Here is a 13,212-nt window from a genome sequence, read left to right as displayed (position 1 = left end):
AAGTCATGCGTTTTATATTTAAGCCTTTGATTTATCAATCACTTCGTTAGTGCATGACCTCTTCTTTAGCACCAACATAGATGAAATCCAATTCGTCTTTTTTCAGGGATACTTTAACCGTACCGCCATCAACCAAGCTACCGAACAGTAACTCGTTAGCAAGTGGTTTCTTAAGCTTCTCTTGAATCACACGTCCCATTGGACGAGCACCCATGGTCTTGTCATAGCCTTTATCAGCTAACCAGTGACGAGCATCCTCAGAAACCTCTAAAGACACGCCACGAGCGTCCAGTTGAACCTGAAGCTCGACAATGAACTTATCAACTACTTGGCTAATCACACTTGGGTCAAGGCTGTTGAACCAAATGATATTATCAAGACGGTTACGGAACTCAGGAGTAAATACCTTCTTGATTTCGCCCATCGCATCTGGCGCATGATCTTGTTGGATCAGGCCGATCGATTTCTTCTCGGTTTCAGCCACACCTGCGTTGGTCGTCATCACTAGAATCACATTGCGGAAGTCCGCTTTGCGACCATTGTTGTCAGTTAGCGTGCCGTTATCCATTACCTGCAGTAGCAAGTTAAAGATATCTGGGTGAGCTTTCTCGATTTCATCCAGTAACACAACAGAGTGCGGGTTCTTGATTACGGCATCCGTTAACAAACCACCTTGGTCGTAACCAACATAACCAGGAGGCGCACCAATCAAGCGGCTCACTGAGTGTCGCTCACCGTACTCAGACATATCAAAGCGCAGAAGCTCAATACCCATCAACTTAGACAGCTGAACAGTCACCTCTGTTTTACCGACACCAGTAGGACCAGCAAACAAGAATGAACCAACAGGTTTATTGTCTGCACCCAATCCAGCACGGGTCAGCTTAATCGCTTCACTCAATACATCGATTGCAGGGTCTTGTCCGAATACCAACATTTTCATGCGCTCATCCAGTTTCTGGAGTGTATCTTTGTCTGAAGACGATACTGACTTTTCAGGAATACGCGCCATTTTCGCAACCATTGACTCAATATCAGCCACGCTTACCGTTTTCTTACGACGGCTTGCAGGTGCCAAACGACTACGAGCGCCCGCTTCATCGATTACGTCAATGGCCTTATCAGGAAGGTGGCGTTCATTAATGTATTTAGCTGACAGTTCCACAGCGGCACGCAACGCTTTGTTGGTGTAGCGCACTTCGTGGTGAGCTTCGTATTTTGGCTTCAAGCCAATCAGGATCTTGGTCGTATCGTCTAGCGATGGTTCAATAATATCTATTTTCTGGAAGCGACGAGCTAAAGCACGCTCCTTCTCAAAAATACTGCTGTACTCTTGGTACGTTGTTGAACCGATGCAACGTAATTTGCCACTACTTAGTAGTGGTTTAATTAAGTTTGCCGCATCAACCTGACCACCCGATGCAGCCCCAGCACCGATAATGGTGTGGATCTCATCGATGAACAGAATCGCGTCTTCTTCTTTCTCCAGTTGCTTAAGAATCGCTTTAAAACGTTTCTCAAAGTCACCACGATATTTGGTTCCGGCTAACAGTGAACCGATATCTAGAGAATAAATTACGCTGCTCTGAATGATTTCAGGCACTTGTCCTTCAACGATGCGCCATGCAAGACCTTCCGCGATGGCAGTTTTACCTACCCCCGCTTCACCCACTAACAGAGGGTTGTTCTTACGACGACGACACAGAACTTGGATAGTGCGTTCTAGCTCTTTGTCACGACCGATTAGTGGGTCAATATTGCCCTGCTTTGCGACTTCGTTAAGGTTAGTAGCAAAATTTTCTAAACGGTCTTCAGAGTTAGCTTCTTCAGCATTTTCTGCACCACCAAATGAATCGGATGATGAAGGACTGTCGCCTTCGTTGCTCGCTTTGGTAATACCGTGTGAGATGAAGTTAACAATATCTAAGCGACTAATGTCGTTTTTCTTAAGAAGATATGCCGCGTGAGATTCTTGCTCACTAAAAATAGCCACAAGTACGTTAGCACCTGTTACTTCGCTGCGACCTGAAGATTGAACATGAAAAACAGCGCGTTGAAGTACTCGTTGGAAGCTCAACGTAGGCTGAGTTTCGCGAGTTTCGTCGCTTTCAGGGATAAGTGGGGTCGTTTGATCGATAAAAATATCGAGCTCATTGCGAAGAGCATCGAGATCAGCCTGACAAGCTTGGAGCGCTTCCTTGGCCGCATCATTTTCTAATAATGCTAGTAGGAGGTGTTCGACAGTCATGAATTCATGTCGCTTGTCTCGCGCACGAGCAAATGCGCCATTTAAACTCGTCTCTAATTCTTTATTTAGCATAAGTACCTCCTAAGGGAACAACAGTGTTGTTCGAGCAATTTATACTTGCTCCATTGTACATAGTAGCGGATGCTCATTTTCCTTTGAGTACATCGTGACCTGCGCTACCTTTGTTTCCGCTATTTCAGCACTGTATGTGCCGCATATAGCTTTACCTTCATAATGAACCTTGAGCATCACTTCCGTTGCTTTTTCGATATCTAGTGAGAAGAATCGCTCTAGGATCTCGATTACAAAGTCCATGGGCGTGTAGTCATCGTTATTCAACACAACGTTATACATCGCCGGTGGCTTTACTTTTGTTGCTTCTTTCTCCAGTAAATCTGAGCCTGGAGATGCCCATTCAAAGTTTCTGCTCATATCGCTTTGCTAAGGGTTATTTTTCGGAAGTCGTGAGTGTTTACCTAACCCAAATTTACCACATTCACGCTTTACGGTGTACTAAGAAACTGCACCGAGAAACAGTACCAAAAAATATTCCTCTATACTGAGCCTAATCCACCATTTCCATCGCTGCAAATAAAAGATCTCGATTAACAGGATTAACATATGTGATTGATTAAAAAGACACCACAACTATTGATGCTAACGATAAGATTACCGCTAAGTTACTATTTAGTTAATAGTTTGCAGTTAATCTCGAATGTGATTTGTTATTAAAATTGATCAATTTTATACCAATTTGCTATTGACTGTGCTCAATCATTAGCTACATTGGAGCTAAAAGGTTTTTTAATACATTTTTGCAACATGAATTGAAATCAGTAACACGCTTCAAAAATTAACAATAAGGAATAATTACGCAGGGTAGCGTTAATTTCCGTAAGCAATGTACGAGATTCAAGCTATTAGCTGAAATTCTTTAGCTGGTAGGAATGATATCAATCGCACTTACAACAATTGATATAACAACGTTAGTAACAAAATGCATGAGGGATGTATAGCATGGCTACAGGTACAGTAAAATGGTTTAACAATGCCAAAGGGTTTGGCTTTATTTGTCCAGAAGGTGAAGACGGCGATATTTTCGCGCACTACTCCACAATACAAATGGAAGGTTATCGAACCTTAAAGGCTGGTCAGCAGGTCGACTATGAAGTAGAAAGTGGACCTAAAGGCTCGCATGCTAGCTCAGTTGTTCCTGTAGAAGGCAGCGCCGCAAAATAGGCGATTGCCAACTCATGTTAACCTCCAGCAGTCGTCATTAACGGCTGATAGGTAAACAGAATATTGAAACCGCTCATTTAATACCTGTAACACAGGATTACGTGAACGGTTTTTTCGTTTTAGGGGCTATAAAGTTGCTCACTAGACCATTAGTTCACGGGTGTATTCTTATTAAGCTAGGTCTTTGAGGTATTACAAAAGAACAAAAAAAGACGCTTTAACGTTATCGTTAAAGCGTCTTTCGTTTTGACTTTATCTATAACTTAGCTATCAGCCTAAGCAACTCGTTAGCAAATCACGTTCATGAGTGACTAACGATGAGTCCAATCACTATGCATCAATAAACGCGTTTAGCGTTGAGCTTGGGCGCATTAGTGTTGAAACCAATGCATCGTCAAGTAGGTAGTAACCACCTAAGTCGCCAGCCACACCTTGAGCGTTGTTCAGCTCTGCAACGATCGCTTCTTCACTTTCAGCCAGTTGACTTGCCACACCTGCAAACTCAGCAGCAAGATCAGCGTCAGCCGTTTGCTCAGCAAGCGCCTTAGCCCAGTATGCCGCTAGATAGTAGTGGCTACCACGGTTATCAAGCTCACCTACTCGACGTGAAGGAGACTTGTTGTTATCAAGGAACTCACCCGTCGCTTTATCAAGCGCATCAGCTAGAACTTGTGCTTTAGCGTTACCTGTTACTACGCTCAGGTGCTCTAGAGATGCCGCTAGTGCCAAGAATTCACCTAGAGAATCCCAACGCAGGTGGTTTTCTTTCTCTACTTGTTGAACATGTTTAGGAGCAGAGCCGCCAGCACCTGTTTCAAACAGACCACCACCGTTCATTAGTGGAACAATCGATAGCATCTTAGCTGATGTACCAAGCTCTAAGATCGGGAACAAGTCAGTTAGGTAATCACGTAATACGTTACCAGTAACCGAAATAGTATCTAGGCCTTCTTTGATACGAACCAGCGAGTATTGAGTCGCTTCAAGTGGAGCAAGGATCTTAATTTCAAGACCATCGGTATCGTATTCAGGAAGGTATGCTTCAACTTTCTTGATAAGCTGAGCATCATGTGCGCGTGACGCATCTAGCCAAAATACCGCTGGAACACCCGATGCACGAGCACGCGTTACCGCAAGCTTAACCCAGTCTTGGATTGGTGCATCTTTAACCTGACACATACGGAAGATATCGCCTTCCTCTACGTCTTGCTCAAGAAGCACAGCGCCTGAAGCGTCAACAACTTGAACCTGACCAGCAGCTTCAAGGATGAAAGTCTTATCATGAGAACCGTACTCTTCCGCTTTTTGAGCCATCAAGCCAACGTTTGGTACGCTACCCATCGTTGTTGGATCGAACGCGCCGTTCTCTTTACAGAAATCAATAACCGCTTGGTAAATGCTCGCGTAGCTACGATCTGGGATCATTGCTTTGGTATCTTTTTGCTTACCTTCTGGATCCCACATTTGACCAGAAGAACGCAGCATTGCAGGCATAGATGCATCCACAATGATATCGCTTGGTACGTGTAGGTTAGTAATGCCACGGTCCGAATCAACCATCGCTAGTGGTGGCTGAGTCTCGTATACCGCTTGCAGGTCAGCTTCGATTGCTTCTTTCTGCTCTTGAGGAAGCGCATCAATCTTCGCGTAGACATCACCGATGCCGTTATTTACATCAACGCCTAGCTCTTCAAACAGCTGACCGTGTTTAGCAAATACGTCTTTGTAGTAAACCTTAACCGCGTGACCAAAGATCACTGGGTCAGATACTTTCATCATCGTCGCTTTCAAGTGAAGAGAAAGCAGTACACCTTGCTCTTTAGCCGATGCGATTTCTTTTTCGAAGAATGCAACCAAAGCGGCCTTATTCATCACTGACGCATCAATGATCTCTTTATCTTGCAGTGCAAAAGCTGGCTTCAATGTTTTCTTCGCACCATCTTTGCCAACGAATTCAATGCTAACTTCTGTAGCACCTTCAATGGTTACTGACTTTTCGCTACCGAAGAAGTCTTTGTCGTCCATACTTGAAACGTGCGACTTAGAATCTGCAGACCAAGCACCCATTGAGTGTGGGTTCTTCTTCGCGTAGTTTTTAACAGAAAGTGGAGCGCGGCGATCCGAGTTACCTTCACGCAATACTGGATTTACTGCACTGCCTTTGATTTTGTCGTAAGTCGCTTTTACTGCTTTCTCTTCGTCAGTGTTTGCTTCTTCTGGGTAATTAGGAAGTGCATAACCTTTTGACTGTAGCTCTTTGATTGTTGCTTGAAGCTGAGGTACAGATGCAGAGATGTTTGGAAGCTTGATAATGTTTGCTTCTGGTGTCTTAGCCAATTCACCTAGTTCTGCTAATGCATCACCAATACGTTGCTCTTCGTTCAAATAGTCAGGGAAGTTGGCAATAATACGCCCTGCAAGTGAAATGTCGCGAGTATCAACGTTAATACCAGAAGAAGCTGTAAAAGATTGAATGATAGGCAGCAGAGAGTATGTTGCTAGCGCCGGAGCTTCGTCTGTAATGGTATAGATGATCGTTGGTTTTTCAGTAGGCATGAAATTTCCCTATAGTTCTTACAAGCTCATTTAAAGTAGTGAGCATGTTATAAATTGACCAGTAAGCCACTCTAAGAGTGAAAACTGCTTACTCGATAGTCGTACTCTATCTTATTTTTCATGCAATCTTGATGACAGCATGAACCAAATCCGTGAGTGCATTGTTTTAATAAAAGAGCCAGTTATAATAAAACACGAAGGTATAATTAAACAAATCAGGCTTAAGAGTCCATCAACTTGTTCTATTTTGTGTCTTTTAGGCGCGCAAATGATAGCTCAATTCCGTTTCAGTGAAAACTTTTCAGCACACTTCGTTTACATTTTTGCAAGGTAGTTAACATGTCTACTCGCTCACGCAGCGCATCTCGTTCAGACAAACCGGCTCGTTCTGGTGCAACATTAAAACAAAGCGGTAATAGACAAAGCCGAAGCAGTGATAAGAATACCACTGGCAATTCGCACAACAAATCTCACTCAAGCAAGCACCGATATAAAGGCAAGCCTACCAACACAAAACCTAAGGTTGCGCTCGAAGATCGCAAAGTAATTCTGTTCAACAAGCCTTTCGATACTCTAAGCCAATTTACAGATGGCGAAGGGAGAAAAACGCTAGCGGACTTTATTCCAGTGAAAGACGTTTATGCTGCAGGTCGCCTTGACCGCGACAGCGAAGGGTTAATGGTCTTGACCAACGATGGTATTTTTCAAGCTAAGCTAACTCAACCAAACTCAAAATCCCCAAAGACTTACTGGGTACAGGTTGAAGGCGCACCTTCTGAGGAAGATTTAGATAAATTGAGAAAAGGTGTCGAACTAAAAGACGGCATGACACTGCCCGCTCAGGTTGAGGTGATGTCTGAACCTGTTGTGTGGGATAGAACCCCTCCAGTACGCTTCAGAGCCGCGATACCGACAACATGGTTGGCTATTACAATCATTGAAGGACGTAACCGTCAGGTAAGACGAATGACAGCCAATATCGGCTTCCCTACCCTGCGTCTTATCCGTTACTCAATGGGTAATATGAATGTGGGGCAGCTGCAGCCTGGTGAGTGGAAAGAGATTTAACTCATAGCGATATATTAAAGCGAGATTTACGTCTCGCTTTTTTGTACGTGAAGATTGATTACTCTTGGTCAATCATCCATTTACGGAATACTTTACGGTCTTCTTTTGAAGTGCTCAGATACAAAGCTTTAAGTTGTTTCAAAGACTCCGATTTATCTACAACCTGAGCTGATGTGTTAGCCGTTAAACCTTCAGCGTTTACTAGCGTGTTTTCTTCTAAACTTGTAGCATTAACCTTAACTGCAGGACGAACTTGGTTTTCTACAACTAAATAACTCATGGTTACAGCAGCAGCACCACCAACTTTATTATATTCTGTAGCTTCTTCAGAATAACTTCTATTTAGTTGAACTCCGTCACTAGCTAAAATGTCTTCATTTTTGATTAAGGCTTGTCCTTGCTTGTTTTTAATTTCCCAATTCAAGTTTCCAATGTTTTCTTGAGCAGAACGCAAGTTTTTAAACTCAGGCATAGATAAGGTAAGTTCTTCGTTTTTTGCCTCAAATTTAGCGATAATAACAGAACTGTAGACTTTCCTTTGATTATCTCTTTCATCAAATACTGGTTCATATTGAAAAACGATTTGGTTTTCACCGTCAGGTAAAAGCACTGTCTTATCTGCAGAAAACAACCCTTGTTCAAAGTCAGGAACACTCATGTTTACTGAAAGTAAATTTACATTTTCAGGGACATCCAATATTACTTCGGCATCAACTACTGTAGAAGCAACTAACAGCCCCAAAAAAGAATATTTGAAACTTTGCATTATTGTATCCATCCTTATAAAAAATAGGCAAAAAAAAGCCCAACTCTATGTTGGGCTTTTTCTAACAATATATCAAATTACCAGTAAACACGAGCACCGATACCGAAATTGTTTTCGCCATCAACAGTCTGAGGCGCTACAACCATATCACTACCTTGAGCGTTGAAACCTAGAGTACTACCGTCTGCATAACCATACTCAGCATAGACACGTGCCCAGCTAGCGTACTTGTATTCAGCACCAACGTAAACAACGTTGCTATCTTCTAATAAATCGTGATCTTGAGACACGAACTCATAACCACCATATACTGTTGTTTTATCAGCAACGCCATACGTAGCAGCTACTGAGAAACCTGTTTGGTCTGCTTTATCAATAGCAGATTCAACAGAAGATGCCGCAACAGTTGCACCAACTGTTAGAACATCTTTAGAGTACTCAACAGTACCTTCGTAGTATGTGTTCTCAAGGCCTGTAAAACCAGAACCAGCTACATCATCAGTTGTTTGACCACCACCAACGTGGATATTTACGTCACCAACAGAAAAACCAACGTAAAGTTCAGCTAGCTCTTGATTAGAATCATCTTCTGCTAATCCGTATCCTGCTTTTACCCAGAAGTTGTCAGAATCGTAAGAGTACTTTACTTGTGAGTCATGAAGAGCACCGTTCAAAGTAGAGTAAAGCAGTGCAGAACCACCAAAGAAGTATGAGTAATCAGCGCCGTATACATCATCTGATGTAGTCCATTGCTTACCAAATTTGATTGTTCCCGCTTGATCGCTGCTAAAGCCAAAAATGTGGTTACGTACATACATGTCGCCACTGTCTTTCAATGCAAATTCTACTTTACCAAGAACTTTAAGATCATCAGATACATTATATTGAGCGTCAACACCAGCACGCGAAGAACCTGAACCTAATTTGGCATCTTGCCCGTCTAGGAACTTAAGCTCTGTACGTAGTTGACCGTAAAAGTCTACTGCGCCGTCTTCTGATTTATAAATTTCCGCTGCGTTTACTGAGCCTGCTGCTGCAACAACTGCAAGTGCTAATAGAGTCTTTTTCATAATAAATCCACTGCCTTTTCTAAGAATGGGAGATCCTTGCCCGGTTCCCTTTTATTTTTATGACTGGTCATTACCACTCTTTGTTGGTTAATCACCGTCACTAAATTTCGAGGTCTAGATTGCAAAAGATTATCCTGCGTGTCAAATAAACTAAAAACAAACCTAAAAAAAACACAAAACCCTCAAAATCAATCACTTACATTTTTTTTCATTGTTTTACGAGCAGCTTATCCTTAGTTTTATCAGGAAATATAATAACCCAAAAAAAGAACAAAACAGCATTTAACACTACAATTAACTCATGCAAACGTCAATTTTCAGAACTTAACACCTACAAGCCAGTCTTTTTTAATATTTATATTTCGCAACATAAATAAAATAGTTAAGTTCCTGATGGTTCAGTTTTTTTTTGTGAACAAGATCTACCTTTGATTCAAAAGCAAGCTATTTCACCGTAAATGTACCGACTAGTGATATGTGCTACTATCCTCGCTCCGTTACGTAGGTCACAGTATGCTAACTACTAAAATTCAAAAATCTATTCGCACCAGTTATCAAAACCTCCAAGATCAGTTGGACAACTTTGTACCTCGACGTGCTCAAAATTACCTTGTTGCAGAAATAGCGAAGACACTTTGTGGTCAATACCACAAAAGTAATCGCATGATTGTTGCAGAAGCGGGAACCGGGATCGGGAAATCACTGGCTTATTTAATGGCTACTATTCCTGTCGCTGTGCTCAATAATCGAAAAATAGTCATATCGACGGCGACGGTTGCGCTACAAGAACAGCTCGTCAATAAGGATCTCCCTCTATATAGAAGACTGACTGATCGAGAGTTTTCTTTCATATTAGCGAAGGGTAGACAGCGTTATTGTTGCTCCGAAAAGCTAGCCGCTGCCTGCGGGGTTGATGGCGGACAAATAGCCATGTTCGAATCTAAGCCAAAGAAGAAAGATATCGAGCAACTTCAAACCATGTATCGAAGCCTAACCCAAGGTATATGGGATGGTGACCGCGATTCGTGGCCAAAACCCATCGACAACATGATTTGGCAGATGATTGTTAGTGATAAGCACAGCTGTAATAACAGTATGCCTACTCATAGAGACTGCCCTTTCCAAAAAGCGCGCTCAGAGCTAGATAAAGCAGACGTGATTATCGCCAATCACAGTTTAGTGATGGCAGATGCTGACTTAGGCGGCGGTGTGATACTGCCTGAGCCAGAAAATAGCATCTATATATTCGATGAAGCTCACCATTTACCGCATGTAGCCAGAGATCACTCTTCTGCGGCGGCAAGTCTAAAGGGTGCCGCTTCATGGTTAGAGCGTTTAAACCAATCCATCACTAAGCTTTCAGGCCTCGCTGACGAGAAACGTGTCCACCGGTTTCGAAATGAACTGCAAGACTCAGTGCAACAGCTGATCCCTACCCTGACTCAAATGAGTAAACAGTTTGACGCTAACCACTTTGAAGACGGCTTGTATCGCTTCGAACATGGCGACTTACCTGAGTGGCTTGAGAATGAATCAAAAGACCTCAAGCAACTCACACAAAAGGCGAGCCAAGCAGTTGCGAAGATTGCAGACCTGATTGCGGAACGAGTTAAAGACGGCGAGCTTTCAGCAAAACTTGCAGAGCCGGCACTGGCAGAAATTGGCTTCTATATACAAAGAACAGAGAACCTTGCTCAAGTTTGGCGCTTAATGGCTGAACCGAAGAGAGAAAAAGGCGCTCCTTTAGCTCGTTGGCTCGAACTGAATAAAGAAAGCGAAGGTGATTTCGTTGTGAATGTTTCACCACTCGAGGTGGGTTGGCAACTGGATCAACAAATCTGGAGCCGTTGTGTTGGTGCGGTATTAGTATCTGCGACCATGAGAGCGCTCAACTCTTTTAGCTTTTTCTGTCATCAAGCAGGTATCAGCCAAAAAGCAGAAGATGGCGTACAGTTTTTGGCTTTGGCATCACCGTTTGATTACCAGAATCAAGCTGAGCTGATCGTTCCGGCAATGAAGTACGAACCACAAGCACCTCAGTTTACCGAATATCTTATTGAAATTTTGCCTAAGGTAATAGAAGACAAAAAAGCCAATCTCGTTCTATTCTCTTCTTACTGGCAAATGAACAAAGTTGCAGAGGCTTTAGCAACAGATTTCGTTAAAAAATCGTGGGCATTGCAGGTTCAAGGTGATACTTCACGAACTGAAATCCTAAAAAAACATAAAAAGCTAATAGACCAAGGTAAAACCAGCGTTCTTTTTGGAACTGGCAGCTTTTCTGAAGGTCTTGATCTACCGGGTGAGCTTCTTGAAAACCTCGTGATTACCAAGATTCCTTTTGGTGTTCCTACCTCTCCTGTAGAGCAAGCACATTCAGAATATATTGAATCACGCGGTGGCAACCCTTTTATGCAGATTACTGTTCCAGATGCGAGTAAAAAGCTTATTCAATCTGTGGGTAGACTACTGCGTAAGGAAAGAGATTCTGGTAAAGTCACGATCCTTGATAGACGCATAGTAACGAAGCGATACGGAAAGTCCCTACTCGATTCACTACCGCCTTTTAAAAGAACAATAAAATACTAATATCCCCTGCCCTTGAGGTAGTTATGGGCCTTCATCGCTAGGCCCTTGCATTCACAACCCAACATGACTAATCCATCGGTTTTTCATGTGGCTGCCCTATCAGCCGATAACGAGAACACTAGCTATTTATGGAAATGATTGAGCCAACCATGTTGGTCATACTTGCTCTGGTTGCATTTGCAGCAGGCTTTATTGATGCTGTCGCAGGTGGCGGAGGGATGTTAACCGTTCCAGCTTTGCTATCGCTTGGTTTACCGCCACACATCGCATTGGGTACTAACAAGCTTGCAGCGACTTTCGCTTCATCTACAGCTGCATTCACTTACTACCGTAAAAAGCTGTTCAAGCCTGAGTGTTGGGTCAATGCATTCATATCTACTTTAATAGGTGCGACAATCGGCACACTCACTGTTGATGCCATTAGCACCGAGTGGTTAGAGAAGGTATTGCCGTTAGTCATTCTTGCCGCAGCGGTCTATACCATTTTTCATAAGACTCCAGATGTGAGCCATAATGTGTCTCCTAAACCTTGCCCTGTGCTTAAGAGAAAACAAAAGTACCAAGGATTCATTCTTGGCTTTTATGATGGGGTTGCTGGTCCAGGAACTGGCGCGTTTTGGACGGTAAGCTCTATGGCGCTTTATCGCTTAAATATCTTACTTGCCTCTGGTCTATCCAAAGCCATGAACTTTACCAGTAACTTTACCTCTTTGGTGACCTTCGCGATTCTTGGTCATATTGATTGGGTTCTAGGTTTAACCATGGGTCTTTGTTTGATGGCCGGTGCGTTTGTTGGTGCTCACTCTGCTATTCGTTTCGGCGCTACATTTATACGACCTGTGTTTGTTACCGTGGTAAGCGTACTTGCAATTAAACTGGCATACGAAGCTTGGTTTGTGAACTTATAGGCAGTAGCCAACGGGAAGTGAAATGAATCAATTTTCAAAGCTAAAAAGTGTCATTGATACCTTGATCGGCCATTGCTCTCAGGTTGATAAATCTCGAGGGGCTTATCATCAAGCCTTGTTTGACCGAGCCTTATTTAAATGTGGCGCCTCTGTTTTGCTTCCCTATGCACTTGAAACTCAGGCAACGTACTGCACCATTGTACGTGAACAAACCACAAATCAACTGACCGCATCCAGAGCCAACTACCTGACAGAAAAGCTGACCAATCAGATTGCAGCAATCCAAAGAGAGTTAGCCAACCACGATTTACGCTTGGACCGAAAAAGCAAGTCAGGGAAAACCCTGAACGACCTATACAACGAACTCGCCCAGCACCAAGACTGGCAAAAGCGATTGGTCGATTTAGTACGAGTACGAAAGTTAACGTTTGATTCTGCGCCTCGCCACAGTAAGAAAAAAGCGGAAGAGGCTTGGCAGTTAGCAAAAGAGCGATTAGAACGCTGTGAAGACTCAATGAAAAATATTGAGAGACTGATTAACTTAGAGAACCCTAAGCGAAATGAACACTGATAACACACCATCACCACTGGATAACGCACCAGAAGAAGTTAAGTTAGCTGTCGACCTGATCTATCTGCTCGAAAGCAACGAAATCGATCCAAAAGTCGCGTTAGAAGCAATCAAAATTGTCCAGCAAGATTTACAAGCCAAACTAGCATCTAGCATCTAGCATCTAGCATCTAGCATCTAGCATCTAGCATCTAGCA

11 protein-coding genes are annotated in these 13,212 nt (G+C 43.0%); 6 read left to right on the top strand and 5 right to left on the bottom strand.

Annotated elements, in window-relative coordinates; all coding sequences use genetic code 11:
* Nucleotides 1-46: 46 nt before the first annotated feature.
* Together clpA and clpS are read right to left on the bottom strand one after the other, a co-directional pair.
* Nucleotides 47-2,320: an ATP-dependent Clp protease ATP-binding subunit ClpA gene (clpA, locus tag AB6E30_RS07320; RefSeq protein WP_017062108.1), complete on the bottom strand. Its 2,274-nt coding sequence runs from the start codon at nucleotides 2,318-2,320 to the stop codon at nucleotides 47-49.
* 39 nt (nucleotides 2,321-2,359) lie between these two features.
* The gene (gene clpS / locus AB6E30_RS07315) at nucleotides 2,360-2,680 is read right to left on the bottom strand and encodes an ATP-dependent Clp protease adapter ClpS (protein WP_004737430.1); all 321 of its coding nucleotides are present in this window, start codon (nucleotides 2,678-2,680) and stop codon (nucleotides 2,360-2,362) included.
* Between the two features lie 585 nt (nucleotides 2,681-3,265).
* On the opposite strand from clpS, the gene cspD reads away from it, so the two are divergent.
* Nucleotides 3,266-3,487 carry a cold shock domain-containing protein CspD gene (gene cspD / locus AB6E30_RS07310; protein ID WP_004736548.1) on the top strand — a complete coding sequence of 74 codons (222 nt, stop codon included), beginning with the start codon at nucleotides 3,266-3,268 and terminating at the stop codon, nucleotides 3,485-3,487.
* A gap of 330 nt (nucleotides 3,488-3,817) precedes the next feature.
* Here cspD and AB6E30_RS07305 read toward each other — a convergent pair whose 3' ends face one another.
* Nucleotides 3,818-6,043, bottom strand: a complete 2,226-nt coding sequence (locus AB6E30_RS07305; RefSeq protein ID WP_017067848.1) for an NADP-dependent isocitrate dehydrogenase — start codon at nucleotides 6,041-6,043, stop codon at nucleotides 3,818-3,820.
* A 339-nt stretch (nucleotides 6,044-6,382) separates the two neighbouring features.
* Between AB6E30_RS07305 and AB6E30_RS07300 the strand changes: the two genes are divergently transcribed.
* Nucleotides 6,383-7,111, top strand: a complete 729-nt coding sequence (locus tag AB6E30_RS07300; RefSeq protein WP_372103101.1) for a pseudouridine synthase — start codon at nucleotides 6,383-6,385, stop codon at nucleotides 7,109-7,111.
* A gap of 58 nt (nucleotides 7,112-7,169) precedes the next feature.
* Here the strand turns inward: AB6E30_RS07300 and AB6E30_RS07295 are convergent, their stop codons facing one another.
* Together AB6E30_RS07295 and AB6E30_RS07290 are read right to left on the bottom strand one after the other, a co-directional pair.
* Complete coding sequence (locus tag AB6E30_RS07295; RefSeq protein ID WP_017062111.1) at nucleotides 7,170-7,877, bottom strand: DUF2057 family protein; 708 nt, start codon at nucleotides 7,875-7,877, stop codon at nucleotides 7,170-7,172.
* Between the two features lie 77 nt (nucleotides 7,878-7,954).
* The gene (locus tag AB6E30_RS07290) at nucleotides 7,955-8,947 is read right to left on the bottom strand and encodes a porin (RefSeq protein ID WP_086775531.1); all 993 of its coding nucleotides are present in this window, start codon (nucleotides 8,945-8,947) and stop codon (nucleotides 7,955-7,957) included.
* 513 nt (nucleotides 8,948-9,460) lie between these two features.
* Between AB6E30_RS07290 and dinG the strand changes: the two genes are divergently transcribed.
* The 4 genes from dinG (at nucleotide 9,461) to rsmS (ending at nucleotide 13,175) form a co-directional block, all read left to right on the top strand.
* Nucleotides 9,461-11,536 carry an ATP-dependent DNA helicase DinG gene (gene dinG, locus AB6E30_RS07285; RefSeq protein WP_372103098.1) on the top strand — a complete coding sequence of 692 codons (2,076 nt, stop codon included), beginning with the start codon at nucleotides 9,461-9,463 and terminating at the stop codon, nucleotides 11,534-11,536.
* Nucleotides 11,537-11,664: 128 nt separating this feature from the next.
* Nucleotides 11,665-12,444: a TSUP family transporter gene (locus AB6E30_RS07280; RefSeq protein ID WP_017062114.1), complete on the top strand. Its 780-nt coding sequence runs from the start codon at nucleotides 11,665-11,667 to the stop codon at nucleotides 12,442-12,444.
* Nucleotides 12,445-12,466: 22 nt separating this feature from the next.
* The gene (locus AB6E30_RS07275) at nucleotides 12,467-13,015 is read left to right on the top strand and encodes a primosomal replication protein (RefSeq protein ID WP_372103095.1); all 549 of its coding nucleotides are present in this window, start codon (nucleotides 12,467-12,469) and stop codon (nucleotides 13,013-13,015) included.
* Complete coding sequence (rsmS, locus tag AB6E30_RS07270; RefSeq protein ID WP_017055021.1) at nucleotides 13,005-13,175, top strand: pleiotropic regulatory protein RsmS; 171 nt, start codon at nucleotides 13,005-13,007, stop codon at nucleotides 13,173-13,175. The genes AB6E30_RS07275 and rsmS overlap by 11 nt, the downstream gene beginning before the upstream one ends.
* The last annotated feature ends 37 nt before the right edge of the window (nucleotides 13,176-13,212 follow it).

The organism is Vibrio sp. 10N.247.311.12, from assembly GCF_041467515.1.
Lineage (GTDB): Bacteria > Pseudomonadota > Gammaproteobacteria > Enterobacterales > Vibrionaceae > Vibrio > Vibrio crassostreae_C.
Note: the sequence above shows the minus strand (reverse complement) of the source record. Positions and strands in the feature narration are given on the sequence as shown.